The organism is Nocardia goodfellowii, from assembly GCF_017875645.1.
Classification (GTDB): domain Bacteria; phylum Actinomycetota; class Actinomycetes; order Mycobacteriales; family Mycobacteriaceae; genus Nocardia; species Nocardia goodfellowii.
The window spans coordinates 4,435,755-4,455,529 of sequence record NZ_JAGGMR010000001.1 but is presented as its reverse complement, the minus strand read 5'-3'; the positions used below and the strand labels follow the sequence as shown (position 1 = coordinate 4,455,529).

The window sequence follows — 19,775 nt, the reverse complement described above, 5'->3', positions numbered from 1 at the left end:
TGTCGAGAAGGGCCACACATATCCGACGACGATCTCATCGACTCCCAGAGTGACGCGTTCACCTATGAAGGCAAGACCCGCACCATCTTCCGCAAAGGTTCCGGACCGGCGGTCATCGTCATGGCCGAATTCCCCGGCATCTCGCCGGAGGTTTCGGGAAGCGCTGTTGGCCAGCTGGTTCGGCAGCTGGCCAAAGCCCGGGGCGCGACAGGCCCGACGAGCATCGCACGATCAAGCATTTCCGGTGCGAACCGCACCTGAGTGAGCTGCGCGGCCAAGGCGAAAGCTGCCGGCAAGGCAGCAAAGAAGTCGATGTCGTCATCATCCCCGTCATCCTCGCCGTCCCAGTCACGCTCCTCTTCCTCCATATCCAGGTCCATACCGAGTTCCCGCATGAACCCATAAAGCCGGTCGGGCTCCGAGCCGAATCGAATGTGAGGGCAATGCAAGGGGCTTTAGCCTGTGACGAGCCTGCCGTCGATCGCGTACGCGAACATGTCTTCGGCGTACGCGTGGTGAGTGATGGCCACTACCTCGCAATCACGCGACAATTCAGCCAGGACATCGGGGAGCGTGGCCATCCACCCGAACGGCTCGATCGCCACGCTCCACTCACCGGCCTGCCAAACACCCACGGCGCGTCCCTCACTTGTTCTCGAGGAGGAATCGCCGGCCTGCTCCATAAGCTCATCGAAGGCCGATTCCCGGCCGTGGTCCTCGCCGCGGCTGAAGCGGCGTACCACCTCCGACGGGTCAAGTCCGCGGAAGAAGGACACGGTGAAGATCTCGCCCAGTCGGCAGTCTTGCCGTCGTCGGCGTTGAGCCAGTAGAACAGGGCCAACGGATCGGAAGTCGCCATACCGTGCATGATGGCAGCTATTACCGACAATCGGCGGCCTCGTTTCTTCCTTCGCCAGAAGGTATTCCAAACACCGCGCTCATTTCGGCTTTGCCTCGGCGTGGAGGCTGCTGGGCCACCGCGACACCGCTGCTCGACTGCCATGCCTGGGTGACGGAGACCAGTGCTTGTTCGACAACTTCGACACGGTGGATGGTCGCGAAGTGCCATTTCCCCACGCGGGAGTTCAGGTTCGACGTTTAATCGCTGTCCGCGGAACCTGCACTGCTGTTCCCACGCGGCCGGCAGGCCGCGCGGCTCAGCCCACCGCGCCGCCGGGCGGAATCGTCGGAATGCCTCCCTTGATCGGGAGCCTCACCATTGTGCTGCCCTGCCATCCGCCGGTGGTTGCCTCGCCGCTGGGGTTCAGGAATGTGCAATAGACATCGCCGGACGCGGTGCTGCCCGCGGGAGCCGAAGCCTGGAGCGAGTTACTGATCCATCGCCCTTGGTGATTGGCCGAGCCTCCGATAGCAGAGTAATCGAATTCTCGGTACGTGCCGGCGGTGTTGGCACTGTTCTCGATGGCCATGTCACAGGCCGCGGTACTACCTGCGGGAAGGTAGACCCGCCAACTGAGAGTTACCGCTCCCGCGGATGGACTGCTGATGCTTGCCTCGACTCCATTGGTCGCGTTCGCCGCGGGAGCGAAGGTTGCGGAAAGCGCGGCAAGTCCGGTCATGACCAGAGTTGTCGCTGCGATCTTCTTGGCGGTGGACGGGTCGGGCAATGGTGCTCCTACGGTCGATGGGCTTGTCGCTCGGTACAAGTCAACGCGGTGGGAGGATGCTGAGCCACGGACCCGAGGAGTGGTCCACTATCCCTCAGGGGTGGATGTTTGCCACCTGGGTGTTGTGCCGCAGCGGTTGAAGCACGTCGAGGGTGTGGTTCGCCAGACCGAACGGCCTTTTCCCGCGCCGCAGCCGGTCTGGTTCACAGCCCACGCTGGAAGCGGCAATACAGTGTGTTTTCGGGTGCCTCACGTTGACCTTCCAACGCACGGACCAACACTGCCGACCACGTAATTTTCGCAGCACACGAAGTTGTCGGCCAACGAAAGGTGTCGGAGCAAGCAGGCTGCTCGCTCTGTGGCTGGTTGCCAGGTGGTGAACGGCTGCTGCATCTTCGACACAGAGGTAGTAACTGATGTGCGGTGGTTTCCCGGGCGGGTAGAGCGGGCTGGCGAGGTTGCTTATCCCAGCGACCTAGTGGTGGTGGGCCCGCGCCTTGATCCCCCCCCCCCCCCCCCCCCCCCCCCCCCCAGTCATCCGGATCTACTAGACATTCCCAACCGAACTCGTCGGCGAGAACCCGGGCGGCCACATCAACATCTACCGACTTCGTCCTCCGTATCAGACAGATTTGGATTCAAATACTCGTCACGGAGAGGAACGGCGTTCTTCGGCTCCCGCCTGCGGGCAATTCGCGGCGGCGCTAGCCGGAGCCCAGCGGCCGAGCACTCAGCGGTAGATGCGGACATAACGTTCTGGCTAGCCCGCCGTAATCCGACCGGTCTGTCAGTTGGCATCCAGGCGAATTTCGGTGCGGCATCAGATCATTTGGCTAACATTTGACTTGATCGGACGACCCTCGGTAACTCCAGCCCATCCGGCTCCGACTCTAGGGACAAGGCATCAAAGGAGCATACGAGTTGGTTGATCGCGAACGTCGTTTGAAGGCAATCAGCATCGGCGTCAGCAACCACGCTGGAATGGTTGAGCTGGCGTTCGCCCAAGAGTTGGTCAGCCAGGTGTCGACGGCGCTGCGGAAGATCGACTATGAGGTTGTTGAGGTTCTAGCCGACACGATGAGTTCCGCCGAGGTCGGGGCCCGGATCGTCGATGTGATGAAGGCGTGCGCCGTAGATGATCTACTGATCGTGCATGTGCTCAGCCACGGCGAACTCGCCGAAGGTGACGGCACCGTCTACGTGCTGGGTTCGGATGGGGTGAAGGATCCGGCACTCGACGTGGACCAGTGGCTGAAATACGTTCAGCTCCGCGGACTACGCACTTTGTTCTTGCTGGATCTGTGCTACTCCGGCACTGCGGCACGACTGCCGTGGCAGTACCGCATCGACGCCGACCAGACCCGGGGATGGGTGATTGCTGCCTGCCAGCCAGACCAGGCCGCCTATGACGGCCGGTTCAGTCAAGCGCTGGTCGCCGTGTTGAACGGGTTGCGGGCTAACGAGTTCGATGTCGATGCGACCATGCGCTATGTCCCTGTGACCACTGTTGCCCGCGCCTTACGACAGGAGGTCCAGCGGCTGTCTGTCGAGGCCGACTCCTACAGCCAAACGGTCACCGCGACCCTCCAGGACATCAGTACGGACCCGCAACTGCACTTCTTCGCGAACGTCGGATACACGGACAACAAGCACACCTGGATGAGAGCCGGGCTGAACCCGGGGCTTCGTCCGTTCCTGGACGAACTGGACGAGGGCCTCGACGCTCGACATTTTCTGGATCGGGCTGCCGGTATCGGCCGCTTGACCGACCGGATGGTGGGTTGTTTCAGTGGGCGCAAGAAACAACTGGTCGGCCTGTCGGCGTGGATGGATCAGCCCCGAGCCGGGGGTATTTGCGTAGTCACGGGCAGTCCCGGTGCTGGTAAATCCGCCCTGCTGGGAATTATGGTTTGTGCAGCTCACCCGGTTCTGCGGCGACCAACCAAGATGCTCTGGGACGACGTCGAACGCACGCCATACCAGGTGGACAACCTCGCGGCCGTCCATGCACGACAGCGTGGGGTCGCAGCGATCGTCCGGTCGGTCGCCAACCAGCTCGGTCTTGACGAAGGCCGAGGGATGGAGGATTTGTTGCGGCAACTGCGTTCCAGCAAAAAGCCGCCGCCAGTGATCGTTGTGGACGCTGTGGACGAAGCTCAGAACCCGATGGCGGTGCTCCATGAGTTCCTGTTGCCGCTCGCCAAGTCTGAGCGGGCCGACGGCGGTCCCGTGGCCCGCCTGTTGGCTGGGTTTCGCCCCTATAGTCAGTTGCGACCGCTGTTGGACCTCGCCCAGAAACAAGATCAGCTCTACGACCTGGACGAGGTGACAGTAGACGTTCTTGAGGAGGACCTCTACAAGTACGTCACCACCCTGCTGCGGACAGTCGCTAGCTATAGGCAGTCTGGTGGCGGCGCCGTCGGAGCGTTCGCCGCAGAGGTGGCGCGCATACTTTCCTGCCTGCACGGCGGGGGCCCGTTTTTGGTCGCTGGCCTTTACACCCGACACCTCGTTAGCTCATTTCCTGATGCTCGTACACTTTCGGCCGACGCGGCCCTACGACTGGGCAGAGCGGTGCCGCACTCCCTTCCAAGCGTGCTGGAGATCGACCTTGCCGCGCGCGCAGATCAACCATTTGTACGGCCGGTTCTCACCGCGCTTGCACGCGCACGCGAGCAGGGCATGCCGGTCACCGTGCTCGCCCGAATCGCTGCTTGCTTTTGTGAAGGTAAGAAAATTTCGCTGGCGGAGGTGCGTCAGGCTCTGACCGAGGCAAAGTTCTATATTCGGCAGTCATCCGACGTCGACGGAACCACCGTATACCGGCTGTTTCACCAGGCTCTCGTCGATCACCTGTGGCAGCCCGCCGATCTACTCGACTCGATGCTCGATCCACTGGGCCCCACAAACGACCGCGACTGGGCAGCCGCCGAGCCGTATGTGTTGCAGCATGTGTTGGCCGAGGCCGGCAGCCGGAGCCACGAGATCCTTTCTGACCCGGGCTTTCTGCTTCTGCCGGGTACCGTGGAACGGCTGTCAGGATGCGCTGCGGCACCGGAATCATTGATCGAGCTCGTTCGCACGCTGGACCAAACCCCGACGCGTTATTCGTTGGCACTAGCCGCCGCACGTGTGGGTGCACAGGATCTGGCAAAGCGGACGTCCCGGTCCCTCCCGTGGCAACCTCTATGGTCGCGGGAAGGCTTCTACTGGAATCCGCTGAAAACCCTACAATCACAGAGTTTTTCGGGTATCCGATCGATCGCGGTAACCAATGATGGCCTCACCTTGGCATGGTCTGGTGCGGACCATACCGTCGCAACATGGCTCGCCACCGAGGAGATTCAGACACGGATCCCCTTAACCATCGATGGCGCAGGCATTGTAGCCATGTCTGGCAGCGGCAGATGCTTCGCGGTTGCTAGCGACTGCGACGGATTGGTCGAAGTCGTCCCGGACAACATCGAATCGAACTGGACAGGGCATGTCGGCACCCTGGCTGTGGAACCGGCTGGAGCGAATATCATTGTAATGCACCGCGATGGCAGCGGTTGGCTGAAAACTGGCGATGGGCCGTGGTGGAGTTTCGATACCGGGCTGACCGCAGATTGCTGGGCGGTGGCGTGGGGGAGCGATCCTGCTGTGTTCGCCAGTCTAGGGTCCACCATCCATCGGTGGGATCTGGCAACAATGACCAGCCAAGTCATACAGGTAATGTCTGCGGCTGCGGTTGAGCTTCGCGTATCAGCCGGAGGCCAGACACTCGCGTGCCGTGACAACACCGGCCGCGTAGTGGTCATGCAGAACAACGAACTGAGATGGAAGTCCGACGTCCACGAATGGATTTCTCCAACGGCACTGGCGGTGAGCGCCGATGGAGAATGGCTCGCCGTCGGCGATGACGAAGGCATAGTGTCGCTGTATTGCGTGGATTCGGCCACCCCGGTCGAGACGAGACCAGCGCACAGCGCACCAGTCTCTTGCATCGCGATCAGCAGTAACGGCACGACTGTGGCCTCCGGTGACGAAGACGGCGTATTGAGCACATGGTGGACTCGCGGCTATCGACCGCCTGGTTTCGAAGTTCAACAGGTGACCGCATGCCAGGATATAGGCGAAACCGCTCAGGGCGCGTTGCCGATGCGCAAACACCACTTGTTGGTCGGAGACGGTGGCGGGTCCGTATACTTGGTCGATCCCGAGTCGGGCCAAGCCGGGCCACCGCAGTTCAGCGGACAGTCCCCCGTGTTCATGCTCGGCACTCAGAGTGTCGGCGATAAAGCCTTCGGCAGGGTGTTCTGGGACGACGGCCAGACCGTCGCATGGGATCCGTCGACGGGGAAGGTTCTAGGGGCGTCCAATTGGGATGGCTTCGCCGACAAGGCGCAGATTTCGGCAGGCCAGCGCACGTTGTGCATCGGAGACCGAGTATTCGAGATCCGCGTCGAAAGCGCAGGTGTTGTCCTGCTGCAGAACATTGTCACGCCCTCGGAATGTATCCGACTGCCCGGGGCGCACAAGGGGGTGGCTGTTGTCGTTCGCGCCGGAACGCTGCACGGACGGCCAACTGTGTACACCGGGGCCGCGGACGGTTCAGTTCGGATCTGGCTCGTAGACGACATCGGGTCTCCGTATGTGATCACTGTACCCGGGGCCGTGCACTGCATGGACCTCACCGATGACGGCTACCTGCTGGTAGGCGCCGAACGCGAGCTGATCGCATTTCACTACAACGAGGACGGATCGGCATGAGCAATATCGTGGGAGTGCATGGCATAAACAACTATCGCCCGGGGAGGACAGCCGACGATCTGAGTGTGGAATGGTGCCATGCGCTCGGGCGACAGGTACATGTGGCCTACTACTCCGAGCACCTTCGGCGCGGCATCGGCCAAGGGAGCGACGACCCGATGACGCTGGAGCCGGCAGAGCAGGAGATGTTGATTGCGTGGGTGGACCAACTCCAGCCGGTAGGTGCGGTAGCGCAAGGTCCGCGCACGGCGCGCCTCCGGCAAGCGTCGGACTGGCTGACCCGTAAACACGGAGACACCGCGCGCCGACTCGCGGTGCTGTTTTGCCGCGAGGTGCACACGTATCTGGCCAAGGCGGATTCGCCACGGAGAACGGCGGCGCGAGCCACCGTCGCTGCGGCTATCACCGAGATCAAACCGACAGCGGTCGTGGCGCACTCGCTAGGCAGCGTCGTAGCCTACGAGACGCTCTGGCAAAACCCGCACCTGTCCGTTGATCTCCTGATCACAGTCGGCAGTCCTCTGGCAATGCCCGGGGTGGTGCTCGATCGGCTGGACCCCTCGGACCGTGCCCGCCCGCCGGGTGTGCAGCGCTGGGTCAATCTGGCTGACGTCGGCGACATCGTGGCCGTTCCACGAGGCGGCCTCGGACGTACATTCGCTGGGGTGGAAGACATTCCAGATCTAACCATCGGCAATCTCGCCTTCCATGGCGTACAGGCGTACCTACGCACACCCGAGCTCCGTGCCATGTGCAATTAGGGAGTCGCCGCAGACAACGACTCGATTCGACTCTTTCCAAGCGACGGGCCGACGCTAGCCTCGACGTCCAACCGGCGACCCCTCGCTAGGGTGGTCTAGGGGGGATGCCGTTGTACCGGGCAAGTGCAGCTGATAGAGCTACAGCACTGCTGCGCCCTCGTTCCTCCAGTTGCGCTTCGAGGGTTGGAGGACACGACACATAATCGGCATTTCCGCGCGTCGAAAAGCGCTGTCGGTCGACTTATCTGGGCGTTTGACCAACGCGCGCTCAGCGGCATGAGCGGATATCACCTGCTTGCCCTCACTCGGCAGCGAGCCAGTCAACTGAGTAGTACTCAGTCGACCTATTTGCGTTGCGCCTGCCGGTGTGATCTGTCACGGTGCGGACGTGACATTGATCGGTGACAGACGCAAGTTCGCCGCGGAAGTGGGCAGCCCGGACACTTCCCTCGGCGCGTTCCCGGGCGCTTTCACACCCCGCCGAAGCTCCATATCGCCGCGTCGACCTCTGGGCAGCGAACCAATGGATTACCTGCGACGACAACCTGGTGTACACCCCCAATTCCGCAACTCTGTTCGGCGTACCGCGACATCGGTACGCCCGCGCGAGGATCCCAACGGCCGACTGTCGGAACCTTTCCCGGGTTTCCTCGACTGGGGCGCCACGACTGACAACGTCTTGACCTGCCTGTTCCACACAGGGGATTTTTTGACGATCACGCTGAAATTTTGGCGCCACGAACATCTGCGATTGCATCCCGAGCACGACGGGACCGTCTTCACCACCGAAATCCATCGGACGGAATTCCTTGAGGTGTTGGATGAACTGGTGGCGACCCTCGACCGGGGACTGGTCGACTGACAGTGCCATGTTCCCCCGAGCGCTGGCACACAACATCATTCGCGAAGCACGCTCATCGACATGTGCACGTTCGCGAAATCACCTGGCGGCCAGCCGAACCGCGCGCCCAGCGGCATACCGGGCGTTTGTAAGCGAGCCGGTGACGGAAGCCCTGCGCGACAGCGGGTGTGGCCGCTGGTAGGTGAACGGAATCAGCTGCCAGAGCGGGCTCAGGCGTATTCGCCAGGTCAGCGCGGCGTCGAGCGACGGGAGAGTGTGATGCACTGAACGACTCCAGACCTCAGCACTGCGGCCCTGCCTGTTCTGGGATTGTCGACGCTCTTCGTAATCCGGCCGGTGGCGCTCTTCGAAAATCGGCCACTTGATGGTTGTCTAGTCTGCCGTGTTGTCGGTTCGTGTGGATGGGAGTGTGTCGATTTCGGTGTTGCGGAGTCGGTAGCTGTTGCCTTTCAAGGTCAACACGTCGGCGTGGTGGACGATGCGGTCGATCATGGCTGCGGCGACGACGTGGTCGCTGAACACGTCTCCCCATCGGGAGAACGGCAGGTTCGAGGTCAAGATCAATGACGCGTGTTCGTAACGGCTGGAGACCAATTGGAAGAACAGGTTCGCTGCGTCTTGTTCGAATGGGATGTAGCCGACCTCGTCGACGATCAAAAGCCCGTAGCGGCGCAGCTTGACCAGCTCGGCGGCCAAACGTCCCTGTTGGTGGGCGGTTTGCAGGCGGGTGACCCACTCGACGGCGGTGGCGAACAACACGCGGTGGCCGTGGTGGGCGGCGGCGATGCCGAGCCCGATCGCGAGGTGGGTTTTGCCGGTGCCAGGCGGTCCGAGCAGCACCACGTTCTGGGCTTTGGCGATGAATTGGGCGGTGCCCAGGTGGGCGATAGTGTCGCGTTTGAGAGCGGGCTGGTGATCGAAGTTGAACTCCTCGATCGCTTTGCGGGCAGTGAATCCCGCTGCGCGGATACGGATTTCGGCGCCGGAGGACTCGCGCGACGATACTTCCCGCGACAGGACCGCGGCGAGGTATTCCTCGTGGGTCCAGCCGGCGTCACGGGCTTGGTCGGCCAGCCGTGCGGCGCTGTCACGGATCCGCGGCGCTTTCAAGGCGTTGGCGTAGTACTCGATCTGCTTGGCGGTGTCGCTCGGCGCGGCCATCACGCGACCCCGGTGTCGTCGAAATCGACACCGAACACGGCGTCGTAGTCGGCGAGATCGCGGACCAGTCCGTCGCAATTTTCGTGGTGAGATGGCTTGTGCCCGAACGCTTCTCTCAGTCTGGCAGCGATATCGACATGAGCGGGGTCGGTGATGGTTCGCTGTTTCGACGAAGCCTGCCGGTGGGAGCCGACCAGCAATCCGTCGCAGCGGGCGGTGACGGTGTTCAGATCGGCGCGGATATCGATCATCCGGCCGATCACGGTCGGGTCGATCGAGTAGTCGTTGCCCAGAACACGCAGGTAGTAGTCGCGCGGGAGCCGGGCCTGCCCGGCGAACCCGACCGTCGGCGCGATCGGCGGCAACGCGGTCATGCGGGCGCGGTCGGTGCCGATCAGCTCCGCCGGTGCCGCAGCGATGCGCCGAACCCGGCGCGTGTTCGCGATCGGAATCCATTGAGCCGCTTGAGAATTGAAATCAGCCGGTGAGGCGAAGGCTCGTCCGGGCAGGAACGAGGTTTCCAGATAGCCGTTGACGCGTTCGACGATGCCCTTCGATTCCGGGTCGAACGGTTTGCACTGAACAATCCGGGTGCCCAACATCCCGGTGAACGCGCTCACCCCGGTCGCTAAGTGTCCGCCCTTGCCGATGCCGGATTCGTTGTCCCACAACAGTCTTCGGGGAACCATCCCCAACTGCCCTGACAGCAGTGCCCACATTCCGGCCAGGAGATCGGCGGTGGTGCGGGTCGGGATCATCATCGCGGTAATGAACCGCGAGAACGAAGCCACCATCACCAAAACAGGTGGTGCCCCGAACTGCCCGGCGCCCAACGGAATCCGAGTCGGCGGGAACCACAAATCACACTGAGCTTGATCACCGGGCCGATACTCGAGGCGGTCGGCGGGATCTTTCGGCGCATATTCCGGGCGAAGATCGGCAATCTTCTTGCGGAACCACGACGGCGATCCCGACCAGCCGACCCGCTCGGCGATCACCGAGGCCGGCATCGACGGAAACTCCGTCAGCAGTGCCCGCACGTGGGGTTCGAACGGATCGAACGCCGAGGGCCCCGAGACCCGCTCGTACTTCGGTGGCGACTCCGAAGCGATCGCTCTGGCGACCGTGTCGCGTGAGAGGCCCAAGCGGGCCGCGATCGCCCGCCTGGACAGGCCCTCGCTGGTGTGGAGATACCTGATCTGCGCCCAATCTTGCACTGAGATCACCCTTCCGATGGTGGATGGGTGGCCTACTTTTCAAAGAGCGCCAGTGGCCGGGTATTGGAAGAGCGCTGACAGGGATGTGTGGGAACGGCAGGGTCACGGCGACTCCTCCCACAGGGTGTCGAGATCGGTTTCGGTGCCAGTCCGGTCGGCGCCCGTTCACGACTCTGCCGATCAACCGAGCTCAAGGAGCCTTGCAACAAGATTTGTCTGGTCATCCTCCGCGCTAAACGGCCAGGAGAACTTGTCAGAGCAACCCGCTACCTCAAGAGTGGCCACGCCGGACAAAGACATCCACTGCCCGGGCTGTGAACTGTCGATCGATGCGATCCCAAGGGCCTTGATCTCGGACAACGGTCGACGCCAACTATCGAAGCTGACGGGCTTCGTCGATCCGCTGCCCGATTCCAGTTGCGTAGCAGCATACTTCGCGTTCACGTGAATCAGGAATCCCTCCACGAGCCAAAGTCCGTACCACTCGATCGTGTCGTCATCTGCCGTGCGTCGGAGGTAGCCGGCCTCAATCGTGCAGGTGCCGCGCAACGCGCCGACACGGCGCACGCAACCTCGTGCGGGGCAGGCTCTCTATTGCCGTTGCTCCGTGTCCACTTCTGGGTGTTTCGGTATTCCTCTCCAGAAAGTTGCATATTGCGAAGGATACCGAGAATGGCACTCAAGTCCCGTAGGCCGCGGCGCGAGACTCGCAACTCTCGATATCTCGAAGCTCACCGTGGAGCTGGAACCAGCGGCGGTCAACTGCCCGGTATGCCGAGTCGCGCAATACGTGCAACTCGAAGAGGAAGAGGGAGTGCATGATGTCGATCGTCATGTGCTGCGGGCGAGGTAGTTGTCCCCGTCGACGTCGGTACGCGGTTTGCTTGCATCGCGAACCGCAGTATTCCGGGTGCCGGCCTCGGCCGCGATAGTGCAGAGGCAGCCCACATACCTTGCACGCGACGGGGCCAGTATCCGGTGCTACCACTGTTCGGAGTTCATGGTGCTTCAGTGCCCAAAGTACGTGCAATAGGTGGTGGCTCATGCCTGGCGGCGGGTGTCCGTTCCATTCTGCGAGCTCGAACAGATCTGACAATTCATATCCGAGTTGACCGCCTTGGAAGTACCTCGGGAGCAGTGCATCGGTCTCGACCCAAGCAAGCCGATTTACGACGTGCTCACCTACTCCGTCCTGACGGCGGATACCCCTGCGACTCATCAGACTCCTTCGCGCGGGTCAGTGGGATGGCTCGTCGGCGGCGAGCAGCGGTACCAGCCCGGCGACCGAAGGCGTCGCGAAGGCCTCAAAGATCCGTGGAACGTCCTCCGGGCGAGCCCGCCACAGCGCGGTGGTTGCTACAACGATGACTACTAGTGCTGAAACGAGCAACGGCAACTGCACCCAGAACACCGCCCATCCGCTGCTTGCGAGCGCGTTGATCGACATGAAATCCCTTCCGGAACGACAAAGGCCCCCGGCAGATCGCCGGAGGCCTGGCTGGAAAACAAAAAACCCCAAACCATTGAAGGCTTGGGCATCCGTCGGGCACACCTGTTGCCCAACTCACGAACAGAGTAAACGCGACTTCTAGCCCCTGTCAACCCACAGTATGTCCAGCTAGGAGAAGCTTCAGGCCCCTTCTCAAGGGACCGGTGCCGCCGACATTTCGTAACGCGATGAATCAGCGCCGACAGGGAGGCCCCCGCTTCCCAGGCGTACCGGTGGTTGCCAGATAACTACGGCCATCGGGCAACTATCGCTAGGACGGTGAGCGCATGGGCTGGCCAGACCGGATCCAGCGCGCCTGACTCCTGGTTATCGGGCAATTCGAGAGATGGTGATCGCGGTCGAGTCGGGCCCAGGCACCGACGTCGCGCCCGACTCCGAGGCGCTGAAGGTGCACATCGCCGACGTCGTGTGAGCGCTCATCGGCAGTTCAGTGCGTTCTCACCGAGATGCGGTTGGATCAGAAGCCTTCGAGGCCAAGGACTTTCGTGCGGTCGGTAATTTACCCAACGTTGCCTGACACGGCACTAGCGGATACCGGGCCCGCTCATTTTCTAGAAGCTCAGCGTCGGGTCGCTTCCGGCGTGCCTACTCAGTTTGATGACCGGGACAACTCCGACGTCGAGGCACAGCTTCGCCCAGTCGGCAATCTTCTGCTTCAGGATGACCGATTTGATGTCGGCGATGTTGGCGGGCAGCTTCTTCGCCTTGTAGCCGAGCCACAGGCAGTATCGTTCAGGTTTGGCTAGGTCGGTGACGGTGGCATTGTTCCGGATGAGTTCCAGGACCGTTGTCGCCTGGTCGCAGACATAGCCGAGCTTCTGTGCGGTGCCGAACTTAACGGCGAACACGGTCTTTTCGAGGCTCAGGTCCCACGCTTCGACCGGTGTTCCGGACGCGATAACCGCCAGACTGAAATCCTTGTCGGCCTTCTTGTAACCCGCCCCGCCGACCTGATTGGAATCATTGAATGACGGTTCTGTTCCGGTAAGCACCTCGAAAATCTCCTCGGTCGGCTCGACCTTGATTTCCCGCACGTACTTATCGATGAAAGCCAGGTAGTCCTGGTTGAATTGCTTCCAGACCCCGCCGGACAGTGTCGCCCTGTGCGAGTCGACCGTGTATTCCAGGGCCTGTTTCAAGGTTAGGTGCGGCTTGTACCAGTCACCGCCGTCCGTAAACCGTGTGATCTCTATGGCGAATACTTCGTCGCGCGTCAGTTGTCGGGAACTTATGTAAAGGCGGAGGTCTGCGACGGTGAGGTCGTGGTCGAAACCCTTCTCCGGGAACAGCATCGACTTCTTGTGGCGAGCTTTCAGGTCATATTTCCCGGGCTTTCCAAACAGGGAGTTTAAGTCGGCATCGCACAGATCCAAGCTATTTGTGGCGAATTCACCCTGGTCGCCGACTCCGAGAATAGCATCGAGGAGGAGGTCGTCCAGTACGGCCAGCAGTTGCTTGTCCTTCACCGGTTTTTCCCGGGGCAGACTGAACTGTTCCGGGTTTTTCAGTTCCGTCTCGATAGCCGACAGAAACGCGGGGATTCCTGGTATGTCGATAGGCGGGGACAGGGCGGCAGCGGCGCTGAAACTGCCGACCGAGCCGTACATTTCCCGCTTCGATGCGATGATCGCCGCACGGATCTGGTCGATCGACTCGCCGCCCTCGATGTCGAGGTAGGTGTGCGACCGGTAGACCCGGCTCTCCCTCCTCCTGACGCTGTGGGACCGCTTCGTCCCGGTTTGCTTGACATCGCGTTCGTTGGCGATCCGTTTGGCTAAGTCGAGACCGAACTCGTAGTCACACAGCGACCGGGCCTGGTGGTGGCCTGATCCATAGGACACGGCGTAGCACGAGGAGTCGTGGTGGAAGATGTGCAGGCCCGCATGCTCCTTCCTGGTGGGAACTTCCCGGTTCTGGAAGAACGACTCGTACCGCTTCACCCACCCCATAACGGCATCCTCGCCCTCCTCGAACCAGAATTCCGAATCCCATCCACTGTCAGCGTATGCGCGGATCAACGTATAGCCGTTGTCTTGGAGACGTGCGCGAAGTGCCTCCAACGAATTTCGTGGGATCTTGAAGATGCTCAGTTCCATCCCGTGGCTCCCGGCCGTTGCTCGTGGTCGAACGTCGAGCGTTGTCACAGCAGGTCACGGTCTACACCACCGTGATCCATTGCCCGGCGCTACCCCGCCTCGAAAAGTATCGCATTCCACCGGGATCGGTAACGGGAAATGTCGGCGGTAAGCCTGGCTACAACAGCCCCTCCAGCCCCACCCGCGCCGATTCGGCGAGCAGGTCGGCCACGGCCGGTCAGGCGCGGAGAAATCCGCCAAAGCGGACCTTGCAGACCGATCTGCTCAAGCACGGCGCGCCGCTGCTGATACGGGAGCTGGATCAGCGAGCGGCCTCCGATGTGGAGAAGATCGAAGATGACGTAGGTGGCGGGCGAGGTCGCGGCTAGTGCCTGCACGGCGGCAGGGTTGCGTTGATGGATACGGGGCTGCATCGCCGAGAACGACGGCAGGCCGTTGGGCCCGAACACCACGATCTCGTCATCGACCACGACGACTGGATGCGCTGGAGCCAATCCGGCGAGCTCGGGCCAGCCGCCGGGGATGTCGTTGCCATTGAGAGAGCACGACTGTCGAACATGCGCTGTAATCGGCAATATGGTGCCGCTCGCTGACGCGCACCCAGCGGCTGTGCGGGCGTCGCGGCGGGACGATGGTTGACCTTGACCATGCGTCAGGGTTGGAGGCTGGCCGCATGACTAACAACGTCGCTTCCTCTGACCGACTCCGCCATACACTCCTGATCCTCGCGTTGCCATTGGCGCTGCCGGCCGCCGCATGCTCGACCAGCGCCACCGCGACCGAGGAGGATCCCACTCGGCGTCAACTGCGGGAACTGCTGGACCGTCAGGCGATCCATGCCTTGGTCGACCGCCTCGCAACCACCGTCGACGAAGGCCGATTCGACATGTTCACCACGATCTACACCACCGACGTGACGGCCAAGTCTCCCGGCGGTGAGGCGCAGGGACGTGACGCCGTGATCGCGCTGGCCAGCCGGAACCATTCGAACGAACGACGAGAGTTGCACTACATCAGCAACGTGCAGATCGACTTGGCGGGCGACCGGGCGGCGGTCCGGGCGAACACAATCTTCGCGATTGTTCCGACCGCCACCGTTGCCGGCAGGATGGCCCCGGAACCGGTATTCACATCGGGAGGGCCCTACCGATTCGATGCCGTCCGCACCCCCGAAGGCTGGCGATTCTCACGCGTGGAAACCGCGCCTGTCTGGACCACGGGCACTCTGCCGTCCTGATCCGGGGACAACGATTCCCGAACTGCTCACCGCAGATGATGCGCGCACGTCGGCATGTTCGGATGTCCTGAGCGGCAGCGGATCTCATCCGCCAACCGAGCGCACAGCGGCTACTTAAGACTGGTGTCAGGACCGGGTCCCGGCCAGGATCTGGTTCAGGTGCCCGGTGAGATGCTCCCTTACAGCGGCTGCCCGCCAGCGTGATCGGTGTGGCTCTCTTCTGGCTTGCCTCTCACGGGGTGCCGTGCGGGAGTGGCTGGAAAGGGGTCTGCCCCGGCTCGAAGTAGCGGTGCCCTCCTCGCACGGACACCATCCACAGCGAGCAGGAAGGACACCGATGACCGTCATCATCGGCATGGACCCACACAAACGCTCGGCCACCATCGAAGCCATCGACCCGACCGGACGGATACTGGCGGTCCGGCGATACACCACCGACATCCTCGGCTACACCGAAATGCTCACCGCCGGACAACGATTCACCGACCGGACCTGGGCGATCGAGGGCTGCAACGGCATCGGCCGCCACCTCGCCCACCGGCTGGTCCACAACGGCGAAACCGTCATCGACATCCCCGCGAAACTTTCCGCGCAAGTGCGTGTTTTCGCCACCGGCAACGGCCGCAAAACCGACGCCGTCGACGCACACTCGGTCGCTCTGGCCGCCCTGCACGCACCGAACCTGCGCCGGGTCACCGCCGACCCAGAACTGGTGGCGCTGGGCTTGCTCGCCGACCGCCGCGACGGACTCGGACGCGCCCGCACCGAAACCCTCAACCGCATCCACCGCATCCTGCTCGAACTGATCCCCGGCGGCGCCAAGAAATTCCTGTCCGCACCCCAGGCCCGCAACCTGATCGCAGACCTGCGACCAGGCGATCCAGTCGGCCGCGTCCAGCTGCGGCTGGTCATCGAATTGATCGAGGAACTCGAGACCATCGACCGCAAGACCAAGGCCGCGGACAAAGAACTGCGCCAGCTGATCATCGACCGCGGTTCCACCCTGATGGATCTGCACGGAATCGAACCCTCTTCGGCGGCAAGGCTTTTGGCCGACACCGCCGACATCCACCGCTTCGCCAGCCGCGACCGGTTCGCGTCCTGGAACGGCACCGCGCCCCTGGACGCCTCCTCCGGAGATCAGCAACGGCACCGACTTTCGCGCGCCGGCAACCGCAAAATCAACCGCGTGCTCCACATCATGGCCATCGTTCAACTCCGCAACCACACCGCCGGCCGCGTCTACTACGACGCCCGCAAAGCGGGCGGGAAAACCTCGATGGAAGCGATGCGCGCACTCAAACGCCGACTCTCCAACGTCGTCTACACCCGCATGCTCGCCGATCAACAGCGATGTGAATTGGCGGGCCCGGGAGGGCAATCGGGGACGACTACTGACTCCAGCGCGACCGGCTCCAACCCGAGCACCGATCCTTCGGACAAGCCACAACCCGGACCCAACAAACAGGCTAACCCCGCACCCGCTTCAACGGGTTGACATAAAGGGGAGCCAGAGGCGGATGATGCGATAGCCGATCTACCCTGTCCAGTGACCGTCATACAGCTGCGTGACCGGTCTCCTGCGCCAATATCTTCCGCGTCACCTGGATTTGCGGACTTACAGTCAAACCGATCTCGATGCGATCGCCGATGAACTCAACGGGCGTCCTCGACAAACTCTCGACTTCAAGACACCATCAGAAGCGCTCGATGAGGTGTTGCGTTGACCGCCTGAGCCCGCACCGCGGAGCGCGCGCCGACGAACGCGCGGTATTGCCTGCGGACTCAGCGTGCCCGTGATCAGCGCACTATCTCGGCGATGCCGAGCATGTTGCCTTCGCTGTCACGGAACCAGGCGGCTCGTTCCCCACGCCCTTTGCTCGGGTAGTTGCCCTCGATATCCATCACCCCGTCCACGGCGCCGTCGTACTGCTCGAACACCACCCCGCGCGCACGCAGGCCGGTGACCGTCGCCTCGATGTCGTCTACGTAGAAGCCCATCTGCGTGAACGAACCGTCCGACGCACCCGCCGAGGCGAACAGGCAGAAGACGCCTGTCGCGCCTTCATACCGCAGGCCGCCTTCACGTTCCTCCGCTGGTTCGAGGCCGAGTTTCTCGGCATACCAGCGGCGAGCGCGGACGAGATTCTGAGTGGGGATGCGGGCTTCGATACGCGCATTGTTCAGCATCCTCGGCATGCTAGCTCGATTCGGCAATGTACACCGGCGGGCAGCCCCAACGGGACCGGATGTGCCGCAACGATTTGCGGGGTCCTGAGCCCCAGCGGATACTCAGCCCAGTCGAGCGCTCAGCGGTATGACAGTGCGTGCAAGCATTCGGGTGCTCGCGTGCCCGGACCGACCGCCAACGATCACACTTCTGCACCGCTGAGCTTCTCGGCTCGAGCGGCCGGGCGGATTCGCAGCGTAGGTTTATGGGCGACAATGGAAAATATCGAGGGGAACACTGTGACGTTGCGCGAGAGGTTCGACGAGAAGGCTCTGCGGGGTGCGCTGGTCTACGAGGAGCCCCACCACACGCCCGAGGGGTCCACGATCATTATGGTCTCCGCCTACGGGTACAACGGGGCGCGGCCGGTCGGGATGTTCGTCGTGCACGACGGCGAGGTGACGTGGGAAGCGGCCGAGGATCGGATCGGGTTGATACAGGCGCGGACGGGCCTGATCGCGGCGACCATCGGGACGATTACGGGCCTGATCGCTGCGGCCTTCGTAACGGGTACGTTGCTGCGTCGACCGCCGTGGCCGGACATCCGGATGAACCAACGCTGCTGACCTGCTAGGCGAGCACAACGGGTCAGCTGGTCCACCTGCCTCCGAGGACGCGAGAGCGGTATCCGGCGCGCGGTATAGGCGCCGCCACAGCGGATCCAAGACCTCCGATTCCGCTGACTGTCAAGCCGCGGCAGAGGTCGTTGGCCCTGTGGATGGTTGGCCGAATGCTTTTGTCAGGCCATAGTTTTGGCGGGTGCGCAGATAGCGGGTCAGCTGCGTGGCGCAGCTCGCCACGAGGCCGTGCCTGCTTGATCGCGCGGCCGCCGGGGAGCAGCCGAGGTCGAAGGTTCTGTCGATGATCGGATCGAAGGAGACGCAAGGCCAGCCCGGCGTTGACGAAGGCGACACCGGGGGCCAGGCGCTCGGCGTCCGCGGTGACTTCGAAGACGGTGCGGGTGCGGTTCGGAACCCCTACCGGCGACGCCCCGAGGCATCTGTCAGGGGATTTCGACGCGAATCGCGGAAGCCATGACCGTCCGCACCGGCACTGGCGGGTCATCGGTGATCCGGGCGATTCCGGCGAGACCGACACCGAGCATCAGCAGGCGAGCGGCGGCCGCTCGCGCCTGGGTCGCATCGGCGACGGCACCTGACATCACGGCTGTGAGGACGTCAGTCAATTGCGTGAGGGTTTCGACATAGCTGCTCGCGACCGGGCCGCGCAGCTGGGCGTGCGCACCTGCCTCGGCCCAACGAGCCAGTGCGTGACCCTCGCCGCTGTCGCCGACCAGGTCGGAAAAGAACAGTGCCAGCGCGGCGGCCGGCTCGAGGTCGAGGACCGCGTGCTGGTAGGCCGCTATCTCGCGGGCCGCGTACTGCCGCCACGCATCGGCGGCGAGTTCATCGGTCGAGGAGAAGTGATGGTGAATCTGTCCTTGTGAGCCGCCGAGCTCGCTCGCGACGGTGCGCGCCGTCACCGCGCTCAGTCCGTCTCGTGCCACCACCGTGGCTGCCGCCTCGACGATCGACTGACGGCGCGCGGCGCGGGCCAGATAAGCCATCGATCTCTCCATCGCACGTTTGGTTCGGCCTGGGACACCGAACGCCAGGCTGCGATCGTACGCGGGCGGGAAATAGACTGGACAGCAAATTTGTACATGGGTACAAATTGGCTATGCCCACTGCAATCCGCACCTTGTCCACCCCAGACCTCGACCGTGCCGCGCAGGTACTCGGCGAGGCCTTCGCCGACTACCCCTGGACAAGTTGGTGCGTCGCGAAAGGCGATCACCTGCAACGCATCTCATCGCTACAGCGCATCTATCTCGAACACATGGCGCTTCCATACGGGAACGCCTACATCGACACCGACGGCCATGGCGTGATCGCCTTCCTGCCGCCCGACACCCCAGCGCCGAGCGCGGCGGTGTCGGCCGAAATCGCGGACCTGCACGGCGACCGACTAGATCGCCTGGTGGTGGCCGAGGAACGAATGTCGGCGCTGCCGGTGCCCGACGGCGCCTGGCTGTTGGCCACCATCGGCACCACACCACAATCCAGAGGAGCCGGCCTCGGCACGGCGCTGATGAAACATGGCCTGACCGAACTGGATCGAGCCGGGCATGCCTGCTGGCTGGATACCTCGACGGAACGAAACCTTCCGCTGTATGAACGGTTCGGATTCTCGGTGGTCGAACACATCACGCTCGACGGTGACCTGTCCGTGTGGCGAATGCACCGTCGCGAGGCCTACCTCGGGGGTTGAAGCAGCAGACGGTCAGCGCGTCACCGTTGGAGGCTGCGATTGCCCGCAGG

16 protein-coding genes and 3 pseudogenes are annotated in these 19,775 nt (G+C 62.8%); 9 read left to right on the top strand and 10 right to left on the bottom strand.

Going from position 1 to position 19,775, the window contains the following annotated elements; genetic code table 11:
• Nucleotides 1-18 precede the first annotated feature (18 nt).
• Nucleotides 19-165, top strand: a pseudogene (locus BJ987_RS38040) (dienelactone hydrolase family protein); the annotation flags it as partial.
• Between the two features lie 95 nt (nt 166-260).
• Here BJ987_RS38040 and BJ987_RS38035 read toward each other — a convergent pair.
• Both BJ987_RS38035 and BJ987_RS20425 read right to left on the bottom strand, forming a co-directional pair.
• Nucleotides 261-743: pseudogene (locus BJ987_RS38035) on the bottom strand (DUF6461 domain-containing protein); the annotation flags it as partial.
• Between the two features lie 414 nt (nt 744-1,157).
• On the bottom strand, nt 1,158-1,628 hold the full coding sequence (locus BJ987_RS20425) for a hypothetical protein (RefSeq protein WP_209892484.1): 471 nt from the start codon (nt 1,626-1,628) through the stop codon (nt 1,158-1,160).
• Nucleotides 1,629-2,549: 921 nt separating this feature from the next.
• On the opposite strand from BJ987_RS20425, the gene BJ987_RS20420 reads away from it, so the two are divergent.
• From BJ987_RS20420 to BJ987_RS20410, 3 genes are all read left to right on the top strand, one after another.
• Complete coding sequence (locus BJ987_RS20420; protein WP_209892481.1) at nt 2,550-6,380, top strand: caspase family protein; 3,831 nt, start codon at nt 2,550-2,552, stop codon at nt 6,378-6,380.
• Nucleotides 6,377-7,141, top strand: coding sequence for a hypothetical protein (locus tag BJ987_RS20415; RefSeq protein ID WP_209892478.1), 765 nt, complete (start codon nt 6,377-6,379; stop codon nt 7,139-7,141). The genes BJ987_RS20420 and BJ987_RS20415 overlap by 4 nt, the downstream gene beginning before the upstream one ends.
• Before the next feature lie 388 nt (nt 7,142-7,529).
• On the top strand, nt 7,530-8,003 hold the full coding sequence (locus BJ987_RS20410; protein ID WP_209892475.1) for a hypothetical protein: 474 nt from the start codon (nt 7,530-7,532) through the stop codon (nt 8,001-8,003).
• A 372-nt stretch (nt 8,004-8,375) separates the two neighbouring features.
• On the opposite strand, the gene istB is transcribed toward BJ987_RS20410, so the two are convergent.
• The 6 genes from istB to BJ987_RS20380 all read right to left on the bottom strand — a co-directional run bounded on the left by istB (nt 8,376) and on the right by BJ987_RS20380 (nt 14,457).
• Nucleotides 8,376-9,164 carry an IS21-like element helper ATPase IstB gene (gene istB, locus BJ987_RS20405; protein ID WP_209892472.1) on the bottom strand — a complete coding sequence of 263 codons (789 nt, stop codon included), beginning with the start codon at nt 9,162-9,164 and terminating at the stop codon, nt 8,376-8,378.
• Nucleotides 9,164-10,381, bottom strand: a complete 1,218-nt coding sequence (gene istA / locus BJ987_RS20400) for an IS21 family transposase (protein ID WP_372446947.1) — start codon at nt 10,379-10,381, stop codon at nt 9,164-9,166. Before istA ends, istB begins: the two co-directional genes overlap by 1 nt.
• 180 nt (nt 10,382-10,561) lie before the next feature.
• Nucleotides 10,562-10,948 (bottom strand): hypothetical protein, encoded by a 387-nt coding sequence (locus tag BJ987_RS20395; RefSeq protein WP_209892466.1) that lies wholly within the window; start codon nt 10,946-10,948, stop codon nt 10,562-10,564.
• Between the two features lie 670 nt (nt 10,949-11,618).
• Nucleotides 11,619-11,828 carry a hypothetical protein gene (locus BJ987_RS20390; RefSeq protein WP_209892463.1) on the bottom strand — a complete coding sequence of 70 codons (210 nt, stop codon included), beginning with the start codon at nt 11,826-11,828 and terminating at the stop codon, nt 11,619-11,621.
• Nucleotides 11,829-12,442: 614 nt separating this feature from the next.
• Nucleotides 12,443-13,987, bottom strand: coding sequence for a DUF6119 family protein (locus BJ987_RS20385; protein ID WP_209892460.1), 1,545 nt, complete (start codon nt 13,985-13,987; stop codon nt 12,443-12,445).
• Between the two features lie 89 nt (nt 13,988-14,076).
• Nucleotides 14,077-14,457: an ATP-dependent DNA ligase gene (locus BJ987_RS20380; protein WP_209892458.1), complete on the bottom strand. Its 381-nt coding sequence runs from the start codon at nt 14,455-14,457 to the stop codon at nt 14,077-14,079.
• A gap of 161 nt (nt 14,458-14,618) precedes the next feature.
• On the opposite strand from BJ987_RS20380, the gene BJ987_RS20375 reads away from it, so the two are divergent.
• The 3 genes and pseudogenes from BJ987_RS20375 to BJ987_RS20365 all read left to right on the top strand — a co-directional run.
• The gene (locus tag BJ987_RS20375; RefSeq protein ID WP_209892455.1) at nt 14,619-15,224 is read left to right on the top strand and encodes a nuclear transport factor 2 family protein; all 606 of its coding nucleotides are present in this window, start codon (nt 14,619-14,621) and stop codon (nt 15,222-15,224) included.
• Between the two features lie 337 nt (nt 15,225-15,561).
• Entirely contained in the window at nt 15,562-16,722 is a 1,161-nt protein-coding gene (locus tag BJ987_RS20370) for an IS110 family RNA-guided transposase (RefSeq protein ID WP_209892452.1), read from the top strand.
• Nucleotides 16,723-16,798: 76 nt separating this feature from the next.
• Nucleotides 16,799-16,951 (top strand): annotated as a pseudogene (locus BJ987_RS20365) (IS30 family transposase); the annotation flags it as partial.
• 73 nt (nt 16,952-17,024) lie between these two features.
• On the opposite strand, the gene BJ987_RS20360 reads toward BJ987_RS20365, so the two are convergent.
• Complete coding sequence (locus BJ987_RS20360) at nt 17,025-17,414, bottom strand: VOC family protein (protein ID WP_209892446.1); 390 nt, start codon at nt 17,412-17,414, stop codon at nt 17,025-17,027.
• Nucleotides 17,415-17,693: 279 nt separating this feature from the next.
• Here BJ987_RS20360 and BJ987_RS20355 point away from each other — a divergent pair, with 279 nt between their 5' ends.
• Nucleotides 17,694-18,020 (top strand): hypothetical protein, encoded by a 327-nt coding sequence (locus BJ987_RS20355; protein WP_209892443.1) that lies wholly within the window; start codon nt 17,694-17,696, stop codon nt 18,018-18,020.
• Nucleotides 18,021-18,457: 437 nt separating this feature from the next.
• Here BJ987_RS20355 and BJ987_RS20350 read toward each other — a convergent pair whose 3' ends face one another.
• Nucleotides 18,458-19,021, bottom strand: a complete 564-nt coding sequence (locus tag BJ987_RS20350; RefSeq protein WP_209892440.1) for a TetR family transcriptional regulator — start codon at nt 19,019-19,021, stop codon at nt 18,458-18,460.
• A gap of 113 nt (nt 19,022-19,134) precedes the next feature.
• On the opposite strand from BJ987_RS20350, the gene BJ987_RS20345 reads away from it, so the two are divergent.
• Nucleotides 19,135-19,725 (top strand): GNAT family N-acetyltransferase, encoded by a 591-nt coding sequence (locus BJ987_RS20345; RefSeq protein WP_209892437.1) that lies wholly within the window; start codon nt 19,135-19,137, stop codon nt 19,723-19,725.
• Nucleotides 19,726-19,775 lie beyond the last annotated feature (50 nt).

Coding starts and splice junctions, on each gene's coding strand:
- BJ987_RS20370 (WP_209892452.1), top strand. CDS start 15,562: ATGACCGTCATCATCGGCATGGACCCACACAAACGCTCGGCCACCATC.
- BJ987_RS20350 (WP_209892440.1), bottom strand. CDS start 19,021: ATGGCTTATCTGGCCCGCGCCGCGCGCCGTCAGTCGATCGTCGAGGCG.
- istB (WP_209892472.1), bottom strand. CDS start 9,164: ATGGCCGCGCCGAGCGACACCGCCAAGCAGATCGAGTACTACGCCAAC.
- BJ987_RS20345 (WP_209892437.1), top strand. CDS start 19,135: ATGCCCACTGCAATCCGCACCTTGTCCACCCCAGACCTCGACCGTGCC.
- BJ987_RS20390 (WP_209892463.1), bottom strand. CDS start 11,828: ATGTCGATCAACGCGCTCGCAAGCAGCGGATGGGCGGTGTTCTGGGTG.
- BJ987_RS20375 (WP_209892455.1), top strand. CDS start 14,619: ATGGTTGACCTTGACCATGCGTCAGGGTTGGAGGCTGGCCGCATGACT.
- BJ987_RS20415 (WP_209892478.1), top strand. CDS start 6,377: ATGAGCAATATCGTGGGAGTGCATGGCATAAACAACTATCGCCCGGGG.
- BJ987_RS20385 (WP_209892460.1), bottom strand. CDS start 13,987: ATGGAACTGAGCATCTTCAAGATCCCACGAAATTCGTTGGAGGCACTT.
- BJ987_RS20360 (WP_209892446.1), bottom strand. CDS start 17,414: ATGCTGAACAATGCGCGTATCGAAGCCCGCATCCCCACTCAGAATCTC.